This is a genomic window from Arenibaculum sp. (assembly GCF_035998295.1).
Classification (GTDB): domain Bacteria; phylum Pseudomonadota; class Alphaproteobacteria; order Azospirillales; family Azospirillaceae; genus DASYHS01.
On sequence record NZ_DASYHS010000245.1, the window covers coordinates 1 to 23020 of the forward strand.

At 70.2% G+C, this 23020-nt stretch carries 24 protein-coding genes and 1 tRNA gene; 17 read left to right on the forward strand and 8 right to left on the reverse strand.

The window, feature by feature from the left end; genetic code table 11:
- The coding region (locus VGO20_RS23180; RefSeq protein ID WP_327504766.1) for a DUF805 domain-containing protein at positions 1-261 on the forward strand (261 nt) is incomplete at its 5' end.
- A 3-nt stretch (positions 262-264) separates the two neighbouring features.
- On the opposite strand, the gene VGO20_RS23185 is transcribed toward VGO20_RS23180, so the two are convergent.
- Together VGO20_RS23185 and VGO20_RS23190 are read right to left on the reverse strand one after the other, a co-directional pair.
- On the reverse strand, positions 265-474 hold the full coding sequence (locus tag VGO20_RS23185) for a hypothetical protein (protein ID WP_327504767.1): 210 nt from the start codon (positions 472-474) through the stop codon (positions 265-267).
- A 188-nt stretch (positions 475-662) separates the two neighbouring features.
- Positions 663-1427 carry a sulfite exporter TauE/SafE family protein gene (locus tag VGO20_RS23190; RefSeq protein WP_327504768.1) on the reverse strand — a complete coding sequence of 255 codons (765 nt, stop codon included), beginning with the start codon at positions 1425-1427 and terminating at the stop codon, positions 663-665.
- A gap of 116 nt (positions 1428-1543) precedes the next feature.
- Here VGO20_RS23190 and VGO20_RS23195 point away from each other — a divergent pair, with 116 nt between their 5' ends.
- The 9 genes from VGO20_RS23195 (at position 1544) to VGO20_RS23235 (ending at position 10913) form a co-directional block, all read left to right on the forward strand.
- Entirely contained in the window at positions 1544-2371 is an 828-nt protein-coding gene (locus tag VGO20_RS23195; protein WP_327504769.1) for a sugar phosphate isomerase/epimerase family protein, read from the forward strand.
- The gene (locus VGO20_RS23200; protein WP_327504770.1) at positions 2368-3759 is read left to right on the forward strand and encodes an enolase C-terminal domain-like protein; all 1392 of its coding nucleotides are present in this window, start codon (positions 2368-2370) and stop codon (positions 3757-3759) included. The genes VGO20_RS23195 and VGO20_RS23200 overlap by 4 nt, the downstream gene beginning before the upstream one ends.
- 30 nt (positions 3760-3789) lie before the next feature.
- Positions 3790-4941 carry a Gfo/Idh/MocA family protein gene (locus tag VGO20_RS23205; protein WP_327504771.1) on the forward strand — a complete coding sequence of 384 codons (1152 nt, stop codon included), beginning with the start codon at positions 3790-3792 and terminating at the stop codon, positions 4939-4941.
- 1 nt (position 4942) lies between these two features.
- Positions 4943-6106 carry a dihydrodipicolinate synthase family protein gene (locus VGO20_RS23210; RefSeq protein ID WP_327504772.1) on the forward strand — a complete coding sequence of 388 codons (1164 nt, stop codon included), beginning with the start codon at positions 4943-4945 and terminating at the stop codon, positions 6104-6106.
- On the forward strand, positions 6103-6942 hold the full coding sequence (locus tag VGO20_RS23215; protein WP_327504773.1) for a sugar phosphate isomerase/epimerase family protein: 840 nt from the start codon (positions 6103-6105) through the stop codon (positions 6940-6942). The genes VGO20_RS23210 and VGO20_RS23215 overlap by 4 nt, the downstream gene beginning before the upstream one ends.
- 152 nt (positions 6943-7094) lie before the next feature.
- The gene (locus tag VGO20_RS23220; RefSeq protein WP_327504774.1) at positions 7095-8126 is read left to right on the forward strand and encodes a Bug family tripartite tricarboxylate transporter substrate binding protein; all 1032 of its coding nucleotides are present in this window, start codon (positions 7095-7097) and stop codon (positions 8124-8126) included.
- A 76-nt stretch (positions 8127-8202) separates the two neighbouring features.
- Positions 8203-8691, forward strand: coding sequence for a tripartite tricarboxylate transporter TctB family protein (locus VGO20_RS23225; protein ID WP_327504775.1), 489 nt, complete (start codon positions 8203-8205; stop codon positions 8689-8691).
- A gap of 34 nt (positions 8692-8725) precedes the next feature.
- Entirely contained in the window at positions 8726-10249 is a 1524-nt protein-coding gene (locus VGO20_RS23230) for a tripartite tricarboxylate transporter permease (RefSeq protein WP_327504776.1), read from the forward strand.
- Positions 10197-10913: a TetR/AcrR family transcriptional regulator gene (locus tag VGO20_RS23235; protein ID WP_327504777.1), complete on the forward strand. Its 717-nt coding sequence runs from the start codon at positions 10197-10199 to the stop codon at positions 10911-10913. The genes VGO20_RS23230 and VGO20_RS23235 overlap by 53 nt, the downstream gene beginning before the upstream one ends.
- Positions 10914-11066: 153 nt before the next feature.
- Here VGO20_RS23235 and VGO20_RS23240 read toward each other — a convergent pair whose 3' ends face one another.
- On the reverse strand, positions 11067-13577 hold the full coding sequence (locus VGO20_RS23240) for an ABC transporter permease (RefSeq protein ID WP_327504778.1): 2511 nt from the start codon (positions 13575-13577) through the stop codon (positions 11067-11069).
- A gap of 103 nt (positions 13578-13680) precedes the next feature.
- On the opposite strand from VGO20_RS23240, the gene VGO20_RS23245 reads away from it, so the two are divergent.
- Positions 13681-14109: a metallopeptidase family protein gene (locus tag VGO20_RS23245; RefSeq protein ID WP_327504779.1), complete on the forward strand. Its 429-nt coding sequence runs from the start codon at positions 13681-13683 to the stop codon at positions 14107-14109.
- A 33-nt stretch (positions 14110-14142) separates the two neighbouring features.
- Here the strand turns inward: VGO20_RS23245 and VGO20_RS23250 are convergent, their stop codons facing one another.
- A complete protein-coding gene (locus VGO20_RS23250; protein WP_327504780.1) occupies positions 14143-15036 on the reverse strand; it encodes a LysR family transcriptional regulator in 894 nt (297 codons plus the stop codon).
- A 91-nt stretch (positions 15037-15127) separates the two neighbouring features.
- On the opposite strand from VGO20_RS23250, the gene VGO20_RS23255 reads away from it, so the two are divergent.
- Both VGO20_RS23255 and VGO20_RS23260 read left to right on the forward strand, forming a co-directional pair.
- Positions 15128-16327 (forward strand): MFS transporter, encoded by a 1200-nt coding sequence (locus VGO20_RS23255; protein ID WP_327504781.1) that lies wholly within the window; start codon positions 15128-15130, stop codon positions 16325-16327.
- On the forward strand, positions 16324-17082 hold the full coding sequence (locus tag VGO20_RS23260) for an SDR family oxidoreductase (protein WP_327504782.1): 759 nt from the start codon (positions 16324-16326) through the stop codon (positions 17080-17082). The genes VGO20_RS23255 and VGO20_RS23260 overlap by 4 nt, the downstream gene beginning before the upstream one ends.
- Before the next feature lie 32 nt (positions 17083-17114).
- Here the strand turns inward: VGO20_RS23260 and VGO20_RS23265 are convergent, their stop codons facing one another.
- Positions 17115-17906, reverse strand: a complete 792-nt coding sequence (locus VGO20_RS23265; RefSeq protein WP_327504783.1) for a terminase small subunit — start codon at positions 17904-17906, stop codon at positions 17115-17117.
- Between the two features lie 175 nt (positions 17907-18081).
- Here VGO20_RS23265 and VGO20_RS23270 point away from each other — a divergent pair, with 175 nt between their 5' ends.
- Together VGO20_RS23270 and VGO20_RS23275 are read left to right on the forward strand one after the other, a co-directional pair.
- Positions 18082-18324 carry a tautomerase family protein gene (locus tag VGO20_RS23270; RefSeq protein ID WP_473964864.1) on the forward strand — a complete coding sequence of 81 codons (243 nt, stop codon included), beginning with the start codon at positions 18082-18084 and terminating at the stop codon, positions 18322-18324.
- A gap of 330 nt (positions 18325-18654) precedes the next feature.
- On the forward strand, positions 18655-19155 hold the full coding sequence (locus VGO20_RS23275; protein WP_327504785.1) for a hypothetical protein: 501 nt from the start codon (positions 18655-18657) through the stop codon (positions 19153-19155).
- 48 nt (positions 19156-19203) lie between these two features.
- Here the strand turns inward: VGO20_RS23275 and VGO20_RS23280 are convergent, their stop codons facing one another.
- The gene (locus tag VGO20_RS23280; protein WP_327504786.1) at positions 19204-20058 is read right to left on the reverse strand and encodes a terminase small subunit; all 855 of its coding nucleotides are present in this window, start codon (positions 20056-20058) and stop codon (positions 19204-19206) included.
- 318 nt (positions 20059-20376) lie between these two features.
- On the opposite strand from VGO20_RS23280, the gene VGO20_RS23285 reads away from it, so the two are divergent.
- The gene (locus VGO20_RS23285; RefSeq protein WP_327504787.1) at positions 20377-21135 is read left to right on the forward strand and encodes a hypothetical protein; all 759 of its coding nucleotides are present in this window, start codon (positions 20377-20379) and stop codon (positions 21133-21135) included.
- Between the two features lie 94 nt (positions 21136-21229).
- Here the strand turns inward: VGO20_RS23285 and VGO20_RS23290 are convergent, their stop codons facing one another.
- Complete coding sequence (locus tag VGO20_RS23290) at positions 21230-21505, reverse strand: DUF2798 domain-containing protein (RefSeq protein ID WP_327504789.1); 276 nt, start codon at positions 21503-21505, stop codon at positions 21230-21232.
- A gap of 114 nt (positions 21506-21619) precedes the next feature.
- Between VGO20_RS23290 and VGO20_RS23295 the strand changes: the two genes are divergently transcribed.
- Positions 21620-22513: a LysR family transcriptional regulator gene (locus VGO20_RS23295; RefSeq protein ID WP_327504790.1), complete on the forward strand. Its 894-nt coding sequence runs from the start codon at positions 21620-21622 to the stop codon at positions 22511-22513.
- A 39-nt stretch (positions 22514-22552) separates the two neighbouring features.
- On the opposite strand, the gene VGO20_RS23300 is transcribed toward VGO20_RS23295, so the two are convergent.
- Positions 22553-22627: transfer RNA gene (locus VGO20_RS23300), tRNA-Val, on the reverse strand.
- Between the last annotated feature and the right edge of the window lie 393 nt (positions 22628-23020).

Genomic DNA, 23020 nt, shown 5'->3' on the forward strand with positions numbered 1-23020 from the left:
CTCCTGTCCGCATCGCTCGCGGTCGGGAGGTTGGCGGAAGTGCTGGACGCGCCGGTCCTGCCGTTGCTTTTCGACTTGGCCATGCTGTGGCCCGCCATCGCCGTCTCGGCCAAGCGTTGGCACGACCGCGACAAGAGCGCGTGGTGGATGCTGATCGGCCTGATCCCGATCGTCGGCAATATCTGGGCGTTGGTGGAAACCGGCTTCCTGCGCGGCACGTCCGGGCCGAACCGCTTCGGCCCGCCGCCGGCCGGAACCTGAGGGTCAGGCGGCTCGGCGCAGGCAGACGGCGCGGGCACCTCCCAGATCCGAGGTCAGGACCTGGAAATGAAACTCCGCCCCCGTGTCGAGGTGGTCGAGATCGTCGATCTGCACGCTCTCGACGTCGAACGGGAATTCCCGGGCGTCCTCGCGGCACACCAGCCGACCCGCGCGGGCCTCTTCATCGACATGTACGATCCGTCCGATCCGCATTTCTTCCGTTCCTCGTCCTCCAGCCCCGGCAGGGGCACGTAGGGGCGGCCCGTTCGGATGAGACCGGCGAGGTGCCCCTTGCCGGAAACGGCCCGTGCCGCGGTGGCCGGCAGGAATAACATTCCGCAGGGGCGAAACAGGAGCGGGGAAGAATACTTACCGCCTTGGGAGTAACCCGGATTGCCCGCTCAGCCCTGCCCTGAAGCGTTGATCGACTTCCAGATCAACTCGACGGCGAGGATGACCAGCAGTCCGAGGATAATGACATCGAAGGTCCTGCGGCTCAGCGCACGGCCCACCCATGCGCCGAGCGGCATCAGTGCCAATACGGGGACGAGCGCTATCAGGCCCTCGACGAAGCGCGGCCAGGACATGATCCCCGCAACGGCCAATGCTGGAAGCTGGGTCAGCGAGAACAACAGGAACATTGCCGAGACGGCAAAGATGTGGGCCTCGCGCTCCAGCCGCAAGGCATGGATGAAAGTCACGCCAATCGGAGACGAGATCCCGGTCGCCCCCTGCAGCATTCCGGCCGCGGCCCCGGCGACGGGCGCCAAACCCCGCCCGGCGTCGCCGCTGAGACGAAAATCGGTGTGCAGGACCTGCAGGCCGACATAGGCCACCACCAAGAGGCCGAGCACCAGCGACAGGCTGCGTTCCGGCACCGCCGTCAGCAGCCAGGTGCCGATGCCGATCCCGAAGATGCCGGCCGCAAGGAGCCGCTTCAGAAAGCTCGCGCCCCGGGCATGGGAGCGGTGCTGCCAGACCTGCCAGGCATTGGTCACGATGAGGGGCACCGTCAGGACGGCGATCGCGTGAGGGACCCCGAACGCCGTCGCCAGCATGGGCATGGCGATGATCGGCAGTCCCATGCCGGTCGCCCCCTTCACCATTGCGCCGGCACCGAGCGCAAGCCCGATCAGGGCCAGGGTTTCCATCTGGATCGCGCCCATGCATTCCATCCGAAAGTAAATGAGCAGTTACGTATTATACATCGGAATTTACGGTTGACACAGCCTGACCTGCGCGTGTCCACTGGCTTAAGTAACTAATTGGTTATTGGTGGGCCATGCGGATCGCGTTGTGCAACGAGGTGCTGCGGGACATGCCGTTCGAGCGGCAATGCGCCTACGCTGCGGCGCTTGGCTACGACGGGCTGGAAGTGGCACCCTTCACCCTGGCCGACGATCCGCGGACGCTCACCGGGCCCCGTGCCGCGGAAATCCGACGGGTGGCTGCGGACCACGGGCTGCGCATCACCGGCCTGCATTGGCTGCTCGTCGCGCCCGAGGGGCTTTCGGTGACCGAGGCCGACGCCGGTGTCCGCGCCGCGACGCTCGACATGATGCATCGTCTGGTCGATCTGTGTGCGGCGCTTGGCGGCGACGTGCTCGTCCATGGCTCGCCGCGGCAGCGGACGCTGCCTGCGAACGGGCGCGAGGAGGCGGTTCGGCGTGCTACCGACTGCTTCGCGGCCGCGGGTGCTGCGGCGGGCCGGGCCGGTGTCACCTATTGCATCGAGCCGCTGTCGCCGACCGAGACCAATTTCGTCAATACCGTCGCCGAGGCGGCGGCGCTGGTGGAGGCGATCGGCGAGCCGGCCCTGCGGACCATGATCGACACCTCGGCGGCCAAGGCCGCCGAGGTGGAGGCCGTCGAAGCGCTGCTCGATCGGTGGCTGCCCACCGGGCTGATCGCCCACGTTCAGGTGAACGATGCCAACCGCCGCGGGCCGGGGCAGGGCACGGACACGTTCGCGCCGATGTTCGCGGCGTTGCGCCGCCATGGCTGGGACCGCACGGTCGCGGTCGAGCCGTTCGACTACCAGCCCGACGGGCCCGGCTGCGCGGCACGCGCGATCGGCTATGTCCGCGGCATCCTGGAGGCGCTGCCATGACCGCGTCCGCCGTGGTGGTCCGCGCGGTCGAGGCGTTCGAGCGGCCCGTGACGCTGCGGCTGCCCTTCCGCTTCGGCGTGGTGACCTTGCGCGAGGCGTCGCAAGCGTTCCTGCGCACGTATGTCGAGCGGCCGGACGGGCGGGGCGCCTGGGGGCACGCGGCGGAGCTGATGATCCCGAAATGGTTCGACAAGCGTTTCGACCTCGGCAACGAGGAGAACGTCGAGCAGCTCCGCAACTCGATCCGGGTCGCACGCGAAATCCACCTGTGCGCGGACGGGTACCGGGCGCCGGTCGACCTTGCCCATGCCGCGGAGGCCGAGCAGCGCCGGCGGCTGGCGGATGAGAACGGGCTCGTCGCCGGCTACGGTCCGGCCCTGGCCGCGCGCGCCGTGCTGGATGCGGTGTGCCGCCTGGACGGCATCTCGTTCTACGATGCCGTCCGGACCAACCGGATCGGGATGCGTGCCGACCACCTGCCGGACGACCTGCGCGGCTTCGACATCGGCGCGTTCCTGGCCGACCTGCGGCCCCGCATGGAGATCGAGGCGCGCCACACGGTCGGCCTTGCGGACCCGATCATCGAGGCCGAGGTGCCCGAGGCCCGGGACGGGTTGCCCGAAAGCCTGGAGGCCGTCGTCGCCCGGTACGGTCACCGCTGGTTCAAGATCAAGGTATCGGGCAACCCGGATACCGACCTGGAGCGCCTCGCGGCCATCGCCGCCGTGCTCGACCGGCTGGACGATTACCGGACGACGCTCGACGGCAACGAGCAGTTCACGGACATCCCGCTGCTCGGAGACTTCCTGGAACGGCTTTGGGGCGACCGGCGTCTCGCCCGTCTCGCCGCGTCGATCGCCTATGTCGAGCAGCCGCTTCACCGCTCGGTCGCGCTCGACCGCCATCTCGGCGAACTTGCCGACCGGGTGCCTTTCCTGATCGACGAGAGCGACGCCGAGGATGACAGCGTCGCGCAGGCGCGCCCGCTCGGCTACCGCGGCGTCTCCTCCAAGACCTGCAAGGGGCTTTACCGCTCGCTTCTCAATGCGGCCCGCTGCCGGCACTGGGGAGCGGGGCGGTATTTCCTGTCGGGGGAGGACCTGACGACCCAGCCGGGCCTGGCGGTACAGCAGGACCTGGCGCTGGTGGCGCTGCTCGGCCTGTCCCATGTCGAGCGCAACGGGCACCACTACGTGGACGGCATGCAAGGGGCGGGCGAAGCCGAGATGGACCGCTTCGCACGAGCCCATCCCGATCTGTACCGGCGCGACGCGACCGGGCTTCACCTCGAGATAACCGGCGGACGTCTCCGGATCGCGTCGCTGGCCTGCGCCGGCTACGCGGCGGGAGCCGTGCCCGACTACGACACGATGCGGCCTATCGTCTGAGAAGAGCCGCCCGAGCAGAGGGAGAGAACCATGGAGACCAGACGCATCGGCGTCATCATGAACGGCATCACCGGGCGCATGGGCATGAACCAGCACCTGATCCGCTCGGTGCTGGCGATCCGCGACCAGGGCGGCATCGCGCTTCGCAACGGCGACCGCCTCGTGCCCGACCCCATCCTGGTCGGGCGCAATGCGGCCAAGCTGGAACGGCTTGCCGCCGAGCACGGCGTGCCGCGCTGGACCACCGACCTCGACGGCGCGCTGGCGAACCCGGACGACGCCATCTTCTTCGATGCGGCGTCGACCCAGCTTCGCGTCGAGTTGCTCCGCAAGGCGATCGCGGCCGGCAAGCACGTCTATTGCGAGAAGCCCATCTCCGACAACCTCGCGGATGCCGTCGCCCTCTACCGCACCGCCGAGGCGGCGGGCGTGAAGAACGGCGCGGTCCAGGACAAGTTGTGGCTGCCGGGCCTGCGCAAGCTGAAGCGCCTGATCGACGGCGGGTTCTTCGGCCGCATCCTCAGCGTGCGGATCGAGTTCGGCTACTGGGTCTTCGAGGGCGACTGGCTGCCGGCGCAGCGGCCGTCCTGGAACTACCGGAAGGAGGATGGCGGCGGCATCATCCTCGACATGATGTGCCACTGGCGCTACGTCATCGACAACCTGTTCGGCGCGCCGAAGTCGCTGACCTGCCTGGGCAAGACCCACATCCCCCGCCGATGGGACGAGAACGGCCAGCCCTACGACGCGACCGCGGACGATGCGGCCTACGCGATCGTCGAGCTGGAGAACGGCGCCGTCGTCCAGATCAACAGCAGCTGGACCACGCGGGTACGCCGCGACGATCTCGTCACCTTCCATGTCGACGGCACCGGCGGGTCCGCGGTCGCCGGCCTGACGGATTGCCGGATCCAGCCGCGCGAGGCGACGCCGAAGCCGGTCTGGAATCCCGATCAGAAGCAGACCATCGACTTCTTCGCGGACTGGCAGCTCGTGCCGGAGCGCGAGGCCTTCGACAACGCCTTCAAGGAGCAGTGGGTCCTGTTCCTGCGCCACGTCGTCGACGGCGACCCCTTCCCCTGGACCCTGCGCGAGGCGGCCAAGGGCGTGCAGTTCGCGGAGCTGAACCTGAAGAGCTGGGCCGAGCGGCGCTGGGTCGACGTTCCGGCGCTGGAGGCCTGACATGCCGCAGGTCGTCCTCCCCACCGCGTCCGGCGGGACCGAGCGCCATGCGACCGGCGAGCCGGCGGATTTCAGCGGCCTGCATGGCCGGCCGTTCGGGCGCGTGGCCTATGCCGCGGCCCATGTCGTGGCCGACCCCATGGCGGACTGCGATCCCTGGCTCACGCCGGCGATCGACTGGGAGCGCACGATCGCGTTCCGGCGCCATCTGTGGCGGCTCGGCTTCGGCGTCGCCGAGGCGATGGACACCGCGCAGCGCGGCATGGGCCTCGACTGGGCGCAGAGCCGCGAGCTGATCCGCCTCAGCGTGGCGGCGGCGCGCGAGGAAGGCGCGATGGTCGCCAGCGGCTGCGGCACCGACCATCTGGCGCCGGCCGACGCCCGGTCGGTCGAGGACGTGATCGCCGCCTATGAGCAGCAGGCCGGGTTCATCGAAGGCGAGGGTGGCCGCCTGATCCTGATGGCGAGCCGGGCGCTCGCGGCCCGGGCGACGTCGCCAGCCGACTACGAGCGGGTCTACGGGCGTATCCTGTCCCAGGTGCGCGAGCCGGTCATCCTGCACTGGCTGGGCGACATGTTCGACCCGGCCCTGGCCGGCTACTGGGGGCGCGCGGACCTCGACGAGGCGATGGAGGTATGCCTCGGCATCATCCACGCCCATGCCGACAAGATCGACGGCATCAAGATCTCGCTGCTCGACGACGCGAAGGAGGTCGCGATGCGCCGACGGCTGCCGGCCGGCGTGCGCATGTACACGGGCGACGACTTCAACTACCCGGCCTTGATCGAAGGCGACGGGCAGGGATACAGCCATGCCCTGCTCGGCATCTTCGATGCGATCGCGCCGGCCGCCGCCGCCGCCCTGGCGGCGCTGGAGGCGGGCGACCGTGAGCGCTACCACGCGATCCTCGGGCCGACCGTGCCGCTGTCCCGGCACGTCTTCAAGGCGCCGACGCGCTTCTACAAGACCGGTGTCGTGTTCATGGCCTACCTGAACGGCCACCAGGACCATTTCACGATGATCGGCGGCCAGGAAAGCACCCGCAGCACGCTGCACCTGGCCGAGCTGTTCCGCCTGGCCGACCGCGCCGGTCTTCTGGCCGATCCGGCCATGGCGGCGGCGCGGATGGCTGATGTCCTGCGGGTCCGGGGGGTGGCGCAATGACCGCGCGTCCGCTCCACGACCATTCCCGCCTGTCGATCAACGATGCCACGACCAAGGCGCAATGGACCCTGGAACAGGCGATCCAGGGCTATTCGGCACAGGGCGTGCGCGGCATCTCCGTCTGGCGCGACAAGCTCGCGGAGTGCGGCGTGCCCCGGGCGGCGGCGTTGCTCGCCGACCATGGGATGACGGTCACCGGGCTGTGCCGCGGCGGCATGTTCCCGGCGCCGACGGCGGTCGAGAGGAGGGCCGCCATCGACGACAACCGCCGGGCGATCGAGGAGGCGGTGGCGATCGGCGCGCAGTGCCTCGTGCTGGTCGCCGGCGGCCTGCCGAAGGGGGCCAAGGACCTGGTCGGCGCGCGCATGATGGTCCAGGACGGCATCGCCGCGGTCCTCGAGGAGGCGCGCGCCGCCGGCATGCCGCTCGCGATCGAGCCGCTGCACCCGATGTATGCCGCGGACCGCTGCTGCATCAACACCATGGCCCAGGCGAACGACCTGTGCGACCGCCTCGGCCCCGGCGTCGGCATCGCGGTCGACGTCTATCACGTCTGGTGGGACCCCGACCTCGACCGCCAGATCCGGCGCGCCGGCAAGGACAGGCTGCTCGCCTTCCACATCTGCGACTGGCTGATCCCGACCCGCGACCTCCTGCTGGACCGCGGCATGATGGGCGACGGCATCATCGACATTCCCCTGATCCGCGGCTGGGTCGAGGAGGCCGGATACGAGGGCTTCCACGAGGTCGAGATCTTCTCCGCCGAGACCTGGTGGAAGCGCGATCCGAACGAAGTGGTTACCGTCTGCAAGGAACGCTATCTGACGGTCGTCTAGTCCCTTTCGGGAGCTGAAGTCGCCTCTTCCGATTCATGTGCCAAGCGGCGAACTGAACGGTTACTTGGTGCTTGACACGCTCCCGGATGGTGGGCACGCTTTCCAAAAGCCGTTGCGTAGCTGAACAACGAAATCAAAATACGGGAGGAGACATGCGTTTTTTCAGAAACGGTCTCATTGCCGCCGTTGCGGCCACGACCCTGTCGGCGGTGCCGGCGCTCGCGCAGTGGCAGCCGGAACGGCCGATCAACATCATCGTCCCGTGGGGGGCGGGCGGATCGACCGACCAGGTCACCCGCGTGACCGCCCCTCTGCTCGAGGAGGCGCTCGGCCAGAGCGTCGTCGTGGTCAATCAGCCCGGCGCCTCCGGCGCCATCGGCACCAAGGCGGCCCTGGACGCGCCCAAGGACGGCTACACCTGGACGGCCAACGCGATCGCGAACAACGCGACGTATTCGGTCACGGGCCTCGTCCCCGACACCTCGATCGACGACTGGCACGTCTATCTGTCGGTCGCCAACGCGCCGGTGGTGAGCGTGCCGGCCGACAGCCCGTACCAGGATTTCGGCGAGCTGCTGGCCGCGTTCCGCGACGAGGGGCAGTCGATCACCGTCGCGACGGCGGGAAACACCTCGTCCGGCGGCACCGCGATCGCCGCGCTGGCGGATGCCGGCGACTTCGACTACCGCATGGTGACCTATGACGGCGGCAACCCGGCGGTGATCGCGACCGCGAGCGGCGAGGCCATGGTGACCACCCAGCTCGCGGTGGAGCAGTCGGAGATGATCCGCGGCGGCCGCCTGCGGCCCCTCGCGGCGCTGACCGACGAGCCGCTGGAAATCGAGGGCATCGAGCCCATTCCCCCGATCACCCAGTGGCTGCCCGAGATCCACGTCGCGCCGGATTATTTCGGCATCTTCCTTCCGCGCGGCGTTCCGGACGAGGTCGTCGAGACCATGGACCGGATCTGGGAGGAGAAGGTGATGAATTCCGAGGAGCTGGCCAAGTACGCCCGCGAGCGCGGCGCGGTCTTCGACCCGTCCTATGGTGAAGAGGCACGTACCCGTGCGATGCCGATCATCATAGCAGAGGCCTGTGCGCGCGTCGAGCGCGGCGAGGCGGTCATGGACCCGTCGGAGATCGGCATCGACTGCGAGGGCCGGACCGAAGCGAAGGCCGAGTGACGGATACCGCCGTCCTCTCCGGGGGACGGCGGGTTTCCCGGAGGCGAGACCCGGAGGCGAGACCCGGAGGCGAGACATGGAATCCAGGGGCATGGCGCGGGCCGACCTGATCACGGCGGCCGTCCTGATCGCGCTCGGCGTCGCGGTGGTCTACGGATCCTGGACCATGCCGAGGCTGGAGATGCGCGGCATCCATCCTTCGAGCGTTCCCGGGCTGGTTCCCGGCGTGCTGGGCGCGCTTCTGGTGGTCTGCGGCGTCCTGCTCGGCGCCCGGTCCCGGGGGGCGGGCCCTGCGGAGCGCTCCGGCGGCTCGAACGAGCTGTGGCGCCTGGGCGTCACGACGGCGATCGGCCTCGTCTATGCGCTCGGGCTGGTCGGCTGGCTGCCGTTCTGGCTCGCGACGGCGGTCTTCGTGTTCGTCTTCGTGGTCGTCTTCGAGGGGCCTCTCGGCGAGACGAAGACCGATCTGCGGCGTAGCGCCGTCGTGGCGCTCATGCTCGCCGTGATCACCGGCGGCGCCGTCAGCTACATCTTCCAGGAGCTGTTCCTGGTTCGGCTGCCCTGACGGGCGGTATCCGGAAATCATCGGCGGATCAGCGATGTTTGAGGGCCTTGAACTCCTCGGCCGTGGCGTCGGCCATTTCCTGACGCCCATCTCCATCTTCAACGTGGCCTGGGCGACGCTGCTCGGCATCGTGATCGGCGCGCTGCCGGGGCTGACCGCGACGCTCGGCGTGGCGCTTCTGGTGACCCTCACCTACAAGATGGCGCCCGACCAGGCCATCCTGACGCTGGTCTGCATGTATGTCGGGGCGATCTACGGCGGCAGCCGCAGCGCGATCCTGCTGAACATCCCTGGCACGCCCGCGAGTGCCGCGACGACGCTGGACGGCTATCCCCTGGCGCTGCGCGGGCAGGCCGGCTACGCGATGGGCATCGCGACGACCAGCTCGGCGCTGGGGACGATGGTCGGCATCGTCTGCCTCGCGATCTTCGCGCCGCTGCTGGCCGAGCTGGCGCTGGACTTCGGCTCCTACGAGTTCTTCTGGCTCGCGGTGTTCGGCGTCGTGATCTCGGGCCAGCTCACGGCGACGGACACGCCGCTGAAGGGCTACATCGCGGGCATCCTCGGCCTGCTGGCGGCGATGGTCGGGATGGAGGGCATCCACGCCCACCAGCGCTTCACCTTCGGCATCCACCAGCTCGGCGGCGGCATCGACATCATTCCCGCGATGGTCGGCGCGTTCGGCTTCGCCGAGATCCTCACGGTAATGAAGAACCGCAGCGCGGTCGTGATCGGGAGCTCGATCGACCGGGTCGTGCCGCGGGTCGCCGACGTCCTGAAGTACTGGCGGACGATCATCCGCTCCGGCGTCATCGGCACCTTCGTCGGCATCATCCCCGGCGTCGGCGAGGACATCGGGGCGTGGGCTTCCTACGCGGCGGCGCGCCGGGCCAGCCGCGAGCGCGAGCAGTTCGGCAAGGGCTCGGTCGAGGGGCTGACGGCGGCCGAGACCGGCAACAGCGCCGTCGTGCCCGGAGCGCTGATCCCGGCACTCACGCTCGCGATACCGGGGTCGGCGCCGGCCGCCGTCCTGCTGGCGGCGCTGTTCATCCACGGGGTGCGGCCCGGGCCGATGATCATGCTCGAGAACCCGGGCTTCGTGTACGAGATGGTCGGCATGCTGCTGCTGGCGACGATCGCCATCACGGTGTACGGGCTGTCCTTGACCCGGGTGCTGGTCAAGGTGCTCCGCATCCCGCGCGAGCGCCTGATGCCGGTCGTCTTCGTGCTGTGCGTGATCGGGCCCTACGCGATCACGCAGCGGATGTTCGACGTCTACGTGATGCTGTTCTTCGGGATCGTCGGCTTCATCCTGCGGGAGATGAAGTATCCCATGGCGCCGCTCGTACTAGGCATCATTCTCGGCGATCTGCTAGACACCAACCTGCGGCGGGGGCTCGTGGTTTCGGACGGCGATCCGAGCCCGTTCTTCACCCGCCCGATCAGCCTGCTACTGTTTTCGGTAACGGCGCTCACGATCATCCTGAGCATCCCGGCGGTCAAGAATGGCGCACGACGAGCCTTCCATCACCTACTCCCCGGCCGCTCCGCCGGATGACGCCCCGAAGCCGGCCGGCCGCCGCGAGACGGCGGCGGTCCGCGGCCGCAACCCGGACCTGACCCGGCGCCAGATCCTGCAGGCGGCGCGGGAGGAGTTCTGCGAAAGCGGCTTCGACGGCGCGCGCGTCGACCGGATCGCGGAGCGCGCCAAGGCGAACAAGCGCCTGCTCTACCACTACTTCGGCAACAAGGAGGCGCTGTACTGCGCGGTCCTGTCCGAGGCCTACCGCGAGATCCGCCACGGCGAGACCGCGCTGCATCTCGACGCCTTCGAACCGGAAGAGGCGATGGACCGGCTGGTGCGCTTCACCTTCCGCCATTTCCTCGACAAGCCCTGGTTCGTGCGCCTGCTGACGACCGAGAACCTGCAGAACGCCCGGTTCCTGAGGACCCTGCCGGAAGTGCGCGACCTGCATTCGCCGCTGGTCGGGCAGATCCAGAAGCTGATCGAGCGCGGCGCGCGCAAGGGCACGTTCCGCGCCAACGTCGACCCGGTCCAGCTCTACATCTCGATCGCGGCGCTGGGGTATTTCTACGTCTCCAACCAGCAGACGCTGTCGACCATCTTCGACAAGGACCTCGGCGACTTCGCGCGGATCCAGGAGCGCGAGGCGCACGCCGTCGACATGGTCCTGAGCTACCTGCGCACGAAGCCGCGCTGAGGCGGCGAGAGGAAAGGGCGCCGGGGCGGTTGACGTAGGGCCACATGCGATGGCCGGAGGTTCGATATGCTGCGCCTGATCAAGAGACTGGCCTTTCTGCGCGCCGCGTGGAGGATGTTCAAGCGGGCCCGGCGCTGACGCGGCGGGCAGGCTTCATTCACGGAACGCGAGGGTGAAGCCGCCGCAGCGCGCCAGCACCATTCCCGCGACGGTGCTTGCCGCGACCGTGCCCAGGGCGAGCAGGGCCGGGACCGCGGGCAGGAACATCCAGTGGTCCGGGCCGAGCCCGCGCACCACGGCGTAGGCGGCCGCCGTGCCGAGCAGGACCGCCGGCCCGGCGGCGGCGGCCCCGAGCAGCCCGAACTCGATCGCGCCGGCCAGCGCGAGCTGCCGCGGCCGGGCGCCGAGCACGCGCAGCATCGCCATCTCGCGGCGCCGGCGCCGGTAGCTCGCCGCAGCGCCGCCGGCGACGACCACGAGTGCCGCGACGACCGTCGCACCCGAGGCGAGGGACAGGGCGCGCCCGGCCCCCTCGACCATGGCGGACAGCGTCCCGATCAGCGGGGCGACGCGGACGGCGGGCGAGCGGGGAAGCATCTCCCGCATCGCGGCCTCGACCGCGTCCAGCGCGCCGGGCGCGGCCTGGACGGCCAGGATCTCGGCATGGGGCGGCGGGTCGGGGGGCGGCGACAGCAGGACCGGAACGTCGAGCCCGAGGGTCGTCCAGTCCACCGCCCGCAGGTTCGCGACCTCGACTTCGACCGGCCGGCCCAGGACATTGAAGGTCAGCCGGTCCCCGATCCCGATGCCCAGCCGCCGGGCAACGTCGGCCGCCAGCGAGGCGAGCGGCGGCCCGGCATGCGCCTCGTCCCACCACTCTCCCTCGACGATCCGGGTGCCGGCCGGCGGTGCCGCCGCCCAGGACAGCCCCCGGTCGCCCCGGACCGCCCAGGCGACGTCCCGCGGCACCTGGTCGCGCAGCAGCGGCTCGCCGCGGACATGGGTGAGGCGTGCCTGCAGGAACGGCATGCGCCGCACCCGCTCCACCCCGGCGATGCCGGCGACGAGCGCCTCGGCGGCGGCACCCCGCTCGGGCGGGACGTCGATGAAGACCAGGTCGGGGGCGTGGCGGGGCAGCGTGCCGGCGAGGTGGAGGCGCGCATTGCCGTGGACCGTCAGCACCGCCACCAGCGCCGTGAGGCCGAGGCCGAGCGCCATCACCATGGAGGTGGTGGCGGCACCCGGGCGCGACAGGTTGCCGAGCGCCAACCGCAGCAGCGGCCGCCGCACGCCCCGGACCCGTCCGGCCGCCAGCGACACCGCCTTGCCGAGCCCCAGGAACAGCAGCACGGCGCATCCCGCCGCGGCGCAGAAGACGCCGGCCAGCAGCGGCAGCCCGGTCCCCGCGAGCAGGAGGACGGCCATCGCCGCCGCGACCGCCAGCATCGCCGCCGCCACGCCCGGCCCCGGCCGCGCGCGCGACGGCGCGACCGTGTCCCGGAACAGCTCGCCCACCGTCATCCGCCCGACCCGGCCCAGCGGCCAGAGCGCGAACAGCGCCGTCGTCAGCAGGCCGAGTGCGGCCGCCAGCGCCAGTGCTGCCGGCTGCACGACCGGCGCGCCCGGCCCCAGGAGCCAGTCCGGCCCGAAATGCCGCAGCGCCAGCGGTGCCGCGGCCCCGATCGCGAGGCCGATCGCGACGGCGAGTGCCGCGGCGGCGGCCACCTGGGCGAGGTAGATCGCGAACAGCAGCCGGCCGGACGCGCCGAGGCCCTTCAGGATCGCGATGGTCGGGACCTTGCACTCGATATGGCCGGCGACGGCATGGGCAACGCCGACGCCGCCGATCAGCAGGACCGCGGCCGCGACCAGCACCAGCAGTGCGCGCGCGATCCGCACCGTCCTCTCCATCCCCGGCACGCCGTCGCCGGCATCGACGATCCGCCAGCCGGCGTCGGGGAAGTGCTGCTCCAGAGCCGCCGCGAAGGCGGAGGCGTCCGCCGGCGGCGGCAGCCGGACCCGGCCGTACCAGTAGACCTGCGCCCCCGGCGCGGCCAGGCCCGAGGCGTCGAGCGCGCCGCGCGCGACGATGACCCGGGGGCCGAGCGCGAAGGTCCGCAGCGCGCGTTCGGGTTCGGCCTGGATGACGGCGCGGATCTCGACCACCGTCACGCCCAGGCGCAGCCGGTCGCCGGGGGCCATGCCGAGCGCGTCGAGCAGCGAGCGGTCGACGGCGGCACCCCAGGCGCCGCCGCGCCGGCCGAGCGCGTCCATTACCGGCATCTGCGGCTCCAGCCCGAGCGTGCCGTAGAGGGGGTAGGCGTCGTCCACGGCCTTCAGCTCGACCAGCACCGGGCGTCCGGCGCCGTCCGCGCGGCGCACGGCCGGGCGCAGCTCGGCCGTCTCGCCATAGGTCCCGGCGGCGCGCAGGAAATCGCGGTGCTCGGGACGGGGAGGGACGTGGAACAGGCGCACCGACACGTCGCCGCCGATCGCGAGCCGCGCCTGCCCGCGCATGCCGTCCAGGACGGCCCCGGCGACCGATCCGACCGCCGCGACCGCCGCGACGCCGAGCGCGATGCCGACCACCAGGACCCGCAGGCCCGCGAGCGAGCCCCGCAGGTCGCGCCAGGCGATCTTGAATGCGAGGGACAGACCGTTCATCACCTTGATCCCGGAACACGTCGGCGACGTGTAGCAGGCCCGCGGCCTTCCGGGCCAGCGCCGGCGCCTTTCAGGACGCGGCCGCGGCCACCATCTGCTGGGGATGACCATTTTCGATCCAGCGTCCGGTCCCGGGTCCGATCCGGGCTCCCGGCCCGACCCCGAAGCCTTCCTGCGCATCGCCGAGCGGGCGCTGGAGGGCATACCGCCGGAGCTTCGCCGCCACGTGGCGGAGGTCGGCATCGTCGTCGAGGACCTGGCGGGGCCGCATCTGCTGGCGAGCATGGGCCTGCGCGATCCGTGGCGCCTGCTCGGCGTCTACCAGGGCGTGCCGCTGACGCGGCGCAGCGTCGCGATGGTCCCGACGGCCCCGGACCGGATCGCGCTGTTCCGCCTGCCGATCCTGCGCTTCCACGAGATCCGCGGCGGGGCGCTGGAGGACGTGGTGCGCCACGTGCTGATCCACGAGATCGGGCATCATTTCGGCTTCTCCGACGACGACATGGCGGCGATCGACCGGCAGCCCGACTGAGGGGCCGGCCTGGGGAGAAGGGCCCCGGCCGCATCACCGCCCCGGCCGGACGTGAGTCTCGAACGCCCGGATCACTTCGCGCAGCGCGCGGCTGCGCGGCTTGTCGCTGCGCACCACCAGGCCGAGCGTCCGGCCCAGTTCCGGCGAGAGCGGCCGCGAGACCCATTTGCGTCCCCCGTCCTCGCGCAGGGCCATGGCCGGCAGGATGGAACAGCCGAGGCCGGCGCCGACCAGTTCCTTGATCGCCTCGACATTGCCGAGGTTCATGACCGGCGCCACCGGCAGGCCGGCGGCCGAGAACCAGGCGTCGACGAGGCGGCGCGTGCTGCCGCCCGGCTCGTACAGGACGAGCGGCCTGGCGGCGAGGACCCGGGGCGTCACCACGGGGGGAAGCGGGTCGCCTTCGGCCGGGCCGACGGCGAGATAGGCGTCGGCGAGCAGGGGGGTGACGTCGAGCGTCCGGCCCGCGACGGGCAGGGTGACGAGCGCGACGTCGATCCGGTTCTCGGTCACCAGGCCCAGCATCTGCGTGGTGCTGCCGGTCGTGACGGTGATCTCCAGGCCGGGGAAGCGGGCGCGCAGCCCGCGCAGGACCGGCGGCAGCAGATGGATGCAGGCGGTCGCCCCGGTGCCCAGGCGGACCTGCCCGACCTCGCCGCTGGCATGCGCGCCCACGGCTTCCAGCGCGGCCTGCACGGCGGTCTCGATCGCGCCGGCATGGCGCAGCAGCTCGGCGCCGGCCGCCGTGGTGCCGACGTGCCGGCCCAGCCGCTCCAGCAGGCGCGTGCCGAGCGTGCGCTCCAGCTCCCGGACCTGGGAGCTGACGGCCGGCTGCGACAAGCCCAGGCGCGCGGCGGCGGCCGAGAAGCTGCCGAGTTCGACGACCAGGCGGAAGGTCCTGAGGCGCCCGAGGTCCAGCTCTCCCAAACCAAAGTTTTCCTTATGCCGTGCATAACAAGCCAAATCTTCCCTTATCCATCCCCGTCACGCAAGCTCGCGCCCGAAGGAGACGAGCCCGGTGACCACGACCACCACAACGACCCCGATTCTGCCCCGGACCGTGCTGTGCATGGGCGTCTCGCTGCTCGTGTCGTGGGGCGTGTCCTATTACCTGATCGGCGTGTTCGGCGACCGCATGGCGGAGGATCTCGGCTGGAGCCTGCCCCTGGTCCATGGCGGCTTCACCGCGGCGCTGCTGGCGATGGGCGCGGTGTCGGGTGCCGCGGGACGGCTGATCGACCGCCATGGCGGCCGGGGCGTGATGATGGCGGGGGCGGTGCTGACGGCGGCCGGCTGCTGCGGGCTGGCGCTGTCGCACGGCCTGGTGGCGTATTACGCGTCCTGGATCTGCCTGGGCGTGGCGATGCGGCTCACGCTGTACGATGCGGCGTTCGCGACGCTCGCGGGGCTCGGCGGTCCTTCGGCCAAGGCGGCGATGGCGCAGGTCACGCTGTTCGGGGGGCTCAGCTCGACCGTGTTCTGGCCGTTCGGCGACGCGCTGGCGGACCGGCTGGGCTGGCGCGGCGCGCTGTTCGTCTATGCGGGCCTGTCGCTCGCGACCGTCCTTCTCCATTTCGCCGTCCCGGCCGGCCGGGCCAGGCCGCCGGCGGGCGCCGTCGCGCACGCCCCGCCGCTGGCCGGCACGCCGCGCGACCGGGCGCTGGCCGGAGGGCTCTACGCGCTCGCCTTCGCGCTCGCGCATTTCCTGAGTTCGGCGATGTCCGCGCATGTGATCGGGCTTCTGACCGGGCTCGGCATCGCGGCGTCGGCGGCGGTGTGGATCGGCATGTTCCGCGGCATCGGCCAGGTGGCCGGGCGGCTGGGGCAGGTCGTGCTGGGCGGCCGCGTGCATCCGATCGACCTCAACCTCGCCGCGGCGTCGCTGCTGCCGCTGTCCTTCGCGCTGGCGCTCGCCGGCGGCAACGCGGTCCTCGCCGCGACGGCGTTCGTGTTCCTGTACGGCGCCGGGCACGGCGTGCTGGCGATCACGCAGGGCACGCTGCCGCTGGTGCTGTTCGATCATCGCACCTACGGTGCCGTCGTGGGGCGCCTGCTGGTGCCGAGCTTCGTCGTCTCCGCGGCCGCACCCCTGGTCTTCGCGGTCGTGATCGAGCGGTTCGGCGAGACCGTGGCGATCGCGCTTTCCCTTCTTCTAGCCGGGCTGGCGCTGGCGTCGGCCCTGCTGCTGGCCCTTCACTTTCGGAGACTTCGGACATGACGGACAAGGGTGTGCTGGTGGTGACCGGCGGCGGCCGCGGCATCGGGGCGGCGATCGTGCGCCGGGCCGCGGAGCTGGGTCATGGCGTGTGCTTCAGCTATGCCAGCGACGAGGCGTCGGCGGCGCGGCTGGTCGAGGACGTGGCCCGGCTGGGCGCCCCGTCGGGAGGGCGGGCCGTGGCGGTGCGCGGCGACGTCGGCGATCCCGAAGTGGCGCGGCACCTGTTCGACGAGGCGGAGCGCGCGCTCGGCCCGGTGACGGGGCTGGTGAACAATGCCGGGATCACCGGCCCGATCGGGCCGTTCCGCGCCCTCGACCATGCCGTGATGCGCCGCGTGCTCGACGTCAACGTGCTTGGGACGATGCTGTGCGCCCAGGAAGCCGTCCGCCGGTGGGAGGCGCGCGGCGCGACGGGCGCGATCGTGAACGTCTCCTCGATCGCGGCGACGCTGGGGGCGCCGAACGAGTACGTCCACTATGCCGCGACGAAGGGGGCGGTCGAGTCCTTCACCATCGGCCTCGCCAAGGAACTGGCGCCGACCGGCACGCGGGTGAACGCGGTGTCGCCGGGCACCGTCTATACCGGCATCCATGCGAGCGCCGGCGAGCCGGACCGGCCGGCCCGGGTCGTCTCGCGCGTGCCGATGGGCCGCATCGGCGAGCCGGACGAGATCGCCGGCGCCGTGCTGTGGCTGCTGTCGGACGAGGCGTCCTACGTCACCGGCGCGGTCCTGCGGGTGTCGGGCGGGCTCTGAGCGGGCGGGGCGCCTTTGGCCGCAGGGCGCGGTCACAGGCCCCCGGCGAGCAGCGCCTGGAGGCTGGACGACGACCGGCCGCGCAGCAGGGAGCGTTCCAGCGCGCTGCCTTCGGCATGCAGGCTGGCGGCCAGCAGGGCCTCGATCTCGTCCAGTTCTTCACGGGCCGACTTCGGGCGTTCCGCGGCGGCCGGCTTCGGCGCGGCCGGCTTCGAGGGTGCCGAAACCCCTCCGACGTCATGTTTCGTCACGGGGGCGGGCTTCGGGGGCGCGGAAACCTGCCTGACGTCATGTTTCGTCACGGTTCGTACCGGGCCGGCGTGCATCCCGGCCTGCGCGCGCAGCTCGGCCCCGATCTCCTCGCGCAGCCTGGCGGCGATTTCCTCGCGCATTTCCTCGCGCAGGTCCTCGGCGATCTCGGGGCGCATCTGTTCGCGCAGGTCCTCGCGGACCTCTTCGTGCAGGCGCTCGCGCTCGCGCGGGGTCACGGTGCGCTGGGCGCGGACGTCCTTCTCGAAGCGGCACCACTGCGCCATCGTGCGGCTGGCGGCGTCGAGCTTGCCGTTCTTCCAGAAGAAGTCGAGCATCCGCTCGTACTTGTGGCGCATGCTCCCGATCATGGCCTGCTCGCGGTTCTCCTCCGCCTCGCGCAGCACGCCGATGCGGGCCTGGACGTCGTCGCGCACCCACAGCTCCGCGGCGTGCCGGCGGGCGGCGACGGGCGGGTAGCCGGCCCGGCGCGCGGCCTCGGCCAGGGGCTCGCCGCGCGCGACGGCGCCGCAGAACTGCTCGACGCGCGGCGGCAGAGGGGCGGGCGTGTCCATGGGGGCTCTCCTCGTTCCGGTTGAATGAACAAGAAGAGGACAAAATAGGTTTAAAGTCAAGAGTGGTGCGCGAATATTCCCTCTCCCGTGCAACGGGCGAGGGTCAAAGGGGGCATCCGCGCGGCGTCGCATGCGTCGCCGGCGCGGTTGGCGCCGCGGCCGCCCCGTGGCAGTAATGTCCGCGCAAACCCGACCACGACGGAGCCGCGGCATGCCTTACGTCAATCTGCAGATCACCAAGGGCGCCACGCGGGCGCAGAAGGAACAGGTCGTCCGGGAGTTCACGGACGTCCTGGTCCGCGTACTCGGCAAGAAACCCGAGCACACGCATATCGTGATCCAGGAGATCGCGGAGGAGGACTGGGGCTATGCCGGCGTGCTGACCGACGAGTACCGCGGCACCCGCGGTCAGGGCTAGGCATACCGACAGTTCCCGATGCTCGTATCGAGGCTGCCGCTCCCAGGGTTGCCTCCGTCCGCATCAACGATCCGGGCGGGCTCGGACACCGTGCTGGCCATCGTATAAAGTGTGAATTGACCTTCCTGCACGCTTTTCGCGGGACTATGCTGCCTCGACAGGTGGCATCCGGAGGAAAAGATGCGACATTTGCCTCCTCCCACGAAATATGGCGGGACAGTTCAGAAAAAGGCTGCCGGCACCGACCGCCGCCAGAAATTTCTGCCGCCTCCCCCTCCGGCGCCGCGGCCGTCGGCGACCGCGGCGGGACGGCGCGCAGCCACCGCGCAGATGATGGAAAGCGACAGTTCGGGCGCTTTCGGGGTTCTGGTCTGGCGGGCGCCGAAGGCAGAGGGCGTTCCGAACCCGAAGACAGTCAGGACGACCCTGTCCGCCCTGCCGGAAACCCCCGTCGTCATTCCCAAGAAAAGGGGCATATCGCGGCTGACGGTGTTCAAAGGACCCATGAGAGACAGCCACTGGGAGATCGAGTGTGAAGCCGATCCCGGAGAGGAGTCCCGCAACCAGGGAGTAAAATATATAAAAATCGACCTGACGGATAGGTCGTACAGATTCTACTACAATTCTGCCAAGATAAAGGGCGGGGCCGGCAGATTCGCCCGGCCAAGAACATCCTATATAGTGGACCCTCCAGTCTCTCCAGGGGCCCTATATTCCATATTTTCGACCATCGCCCTTGAAAACGGCCCTTGGCGTGGGCTGGACGAAGGGTACAATTGCCAAACCTTCGTCGACTATTTCCTGCAAGCACTTGGCGCCACACAGGTCTGACAAGCACGACAGCTCGGCCGCGATGGGCCTCGAATGGCTGCGGCGCGTTCACGCCAGCAGCCGGACGAACATGTCCTGGAGCGGGGTCATCGGCCGGTCCTCGAGCAGGGCGGTCTCCAGGTCGCCGAACTCCGCTTCCAGGCCGGCCCTGATCGCGGCCTGCTGCTCGTCGGTGATCGGCTCGCCGGAGGCGGCCAGCGCGTCGATCTGCGCCATCGTGTAGGCCGCGGGCACGGCGGCGCGCGATGGCGCGGACCCGGGCCGGACGTCATGGTTCGTCATGTTTCGTGGGGGTGCGGGCGGGTCGGCGCGGCCCGGGACCGCGGGTTCGGCCGCCGCTTCGGGAGCAATCGCGGCGTCGACGTCATGGTTCGACATGGTTCGTGGGGGTGCGGGAGGCTCGGGGTGCGGGGCCGGCTGCGGCGGCCGGGCGCGCAGCTCCGCGCGCATCTCCTCGGCGATGCGGTCGCGCATCTCCTCGCGCAGTTCCTCGGCAATGTCGTCGCGCATCTCCTCGCGCATCTCCTCGCGCAGACGCTCGCGTTCGGCGCGCGAGCGGCCGCGGTCGGTGATCGCGTCGCGGTGCATGCGGTAGAGCTGGGCCAGCAGGCGCGCGACGGTAGTGAACTTCCGGTCCTTCATGGCGGCGTCACAGGCATGTTGCGCGTCATCCCGGATCGCCTTCAGGTCGGCCTCGTCCTCGTCCTCCAGCTCGGCCCTGAGGTCCGCGATGCGGTGCTGGACGTCGTCGCGCGCCCACAGCTCCGAGGCGCGCTGGCGGGCCGAGGCCGGGGCGTAGCCGGCACCGCGCGCGGCCTCGGCCAGGCTGCCGCCCCGAGCCGCGAGGCGGCAGAAGCGCTCCATCCTCGGCCGAAGGGGTGCCGATCGGGTGGGGGCATCCATGGTCGGTCCTCCTCGTTCCGGTTGATAGAACAATAAAAGAACGAAATGGGTTTAACGTCAAGGGGAGAGGCCCGTCGCCCGGCCGGGGCCGGTGCGCTTCAGGCGCATCCGGCCGCGAGCCGGAACATTGCTCCGGGCCTATCGATAGGGGTATGGTCGCCTGAATTTGTTCTCGTGGAGTGGGGCATGCGAGTAGCGGTTCTGGTTGCCGGTCTGGTGGTGCTGGCCGCCTGCCTACCTCAGCGGGTGGCCATGCAACCCGCCGTAACCATGGCGCCGGCGTCCGCGCCGAAGGCTACCGCCCCTCCAACGTCCCTGATGAAAGCCGTCCCGCCGTCGCTCGGCTTCAGGAACGCATGCGAGGGAATGGCAACGAGAGGGCCCATCCGGGCTGTCGACGCCGTCGGGTTGGTCGCAGCCCTGCGGGGAGGCGACTACGAGAAGGACGAGTTCGAGACCACGCAGGCGTTCTGGCGACGCATCGGGCCGAAGATCGATGGCGTACTGGCGAAGGCCGGCGGGGAAGCCGACGGCACCCTGGTCGTTACGTTCCCGCTCGACGAAGCGCTGGCGACCTACGAGGCGGACAAGGGCATCCTGACCATAGGGAACATCGCCAGCAGACTGCTTCGCCTTGGCCGTATCGTCGTCGACCGGGACCACGGGCCAAGCACCTATGTTTCGGTCTCGTCCAACGAAAGGCGCGTCGGCAGATATGTCGGCGGGAACGCCTTCGGAGCGACGACGAACGTCGTCAAGGTCGAACGGGACGTCGTCGGCGTGGCGGTCCCTAGCTACGGCAGGTACTTCTGGCCCAACGAGTTCACGCCGATCCAGGCGCGCTTGGCACCCCACGAAGCCCGTGCCGCCAAGACGGCCTTGGCCGTGATGATGGTGGGGCGCCTGCGAGCGCCATTCATCCTCACCTGGCGCGACCGCGACCTCCCGGAATTCGACAATCCCGTCGATCGGACGACCGATATCGAGGTGCTCAATTTCGCTCCCGACTGTGCGGCGGTGCTCGACCGCTCTTCCGGGAAGATCCTCGCAGACATTCCGCTCGCCGACTGGCAGTGAGGAGCGCGGGGTTCGGCAGCGGCCCTGCGCATCGAGGTGCGGCAAAGGGCGGCTGCCCCGTGCGGCGGTTTCCGCCAAGTGCTTCCCGCTCCCTTCATCGCTCCACGGGCTGGACGATCGCCGCGGCGACCCGGCGTACCGCCGGCAACACGACGAGGAGGGTGGGGAAGGCGACGATCCAGGAGGCGCCCCAGGCGCCCAGCCAGGTCGCGGCGACGCCGTCGGCCAGGCCGACGCTCTTCAGCGTCGCGATGGCCGAGACGACGGCCGACATCACGACCGAGAGCAGCAGCGGGACGACGATCCCGTTGTAGCGGGCGGGGAGCTTCCGGCGGGACGGGTGCGGGCCGGTCGGGTTCGTTCCAGGCATGTCGTTTCCTCTTCGTTTGCGCGCGGTGGGCACGTTCCCGAAGATGGCGTTTCGCGAGTTCCGTGATAATGGATCGGAGATGGAAGGCATCCTCTCGAATCCCGGAAGAATCGCATGGAGCGGATCGACGATCTGGAAGCGTTCCTGGCCGTCGTGGAGCAGGGCAGCCTGACGGCGGCGGCGCGCCAACTGCGCCGCACGCTCCAGTCCGTCAGCCGGTCGCTGGCGGCGCTGGAGCAGGGGGTGGGCGTCGAGCTGGTACGCCGCACCACGCGGCGCTCAAGCCCGACCGAGGCGGGGCTCGCGTTCTACCGCCGGGTCAAGCCGGCGGTCGCGGAGATCAGGGAGGCCAGGCTGGAAGCGGCCGACCGGGGGGCCGAGCCGTCGGGCCTGCTGCGGGTGGGGGCGCCGGTGCTGTTCGCGCCCGCCTATGTGGTTCCGGTGATCGCGGAGTTCATGAAGCGCCATCCGCGGGTCGAGGTCGAACTGGTGCTGTCCGACCGGTTCGCGGACCTGACCGGCGACGGGATCGACCTGGCGGTGCGGATCGGCGAGCTGCCGGATTCCGAGCTGAAGGCGAGGCGCCTCGGCGCGCTGCGGCGCGTGGTGTTCGGCGCCCCGGCCTATTTCGCGAGCCATGGCCGGCCGGAACACCCCGACGACCTGCGCCGGCACCAGTGCATCGTCCGCACCGTCGACCGCGAGCCGGGCAGATGGCAGTTCCAGGTGGAGGGCAGGCCGAGGACGGTCCAGGTGGCCGGCGCCTTCCGGGCCGACACGATGCCGGCGATCTACGCCGCCGTCGCGCATGGGCTGGGGCTCGGCTTCTCGCCGCTGTGGCAGATCCGCGACCTGGCCGACCAGGGCAGGGTCGAGCTGGTGCTGACGGCGTTCGAGACGCCGCCGGTGCCGATCCACGCGGTGTGGCCGGCGACGAGGCTGCCGCTGGCGAAGACGCGGATGTTCACGGAGTTCCTGGCGGCGCGGTTGAGGCGGCAGGGCCTGTAGGCGCCGTGGCCCTGTCCAATAATGTCAGAGGATTCTGAATGGTGGGCGCGGTAGGGATTGAACCTATGGCCCTCCCCGTGTGAAGGCGATGCTCTCCCGCTGAGCTACGCGCCCATTCCTTGGAAAATCGTTCTGGATCAACGCTGTAACGAAGCCACCATATCGGCCAGAAACGGCCGATTCAAGCCCTTGTTGTGGTGCTGGTGTGACACGAGTGTGACAGACGGTGGTTTACGGCTTCCGTGAAAAAAGTGAGCATATTCAACGGTATAGGTTTCACGGACATTGTGACCGGAAACCAGCGGCTCAGCTTTGGTCCGAGTGATCCCCGAGCATCCCACGTGTAAGAACCCTCGAAGACGGCTCAGGGTCTGGTTTACAGAAGCCCGGAAGGGATTTTGGCCCGAGTGGGTATAGGCATAGCGGGGGGGCATGGCCCCTGCCCAGGGGTAGATCAGGTCGGTTTGGGCGTGGCTTGTTCATTGTTATAGGTTTCAAGATTGTTGA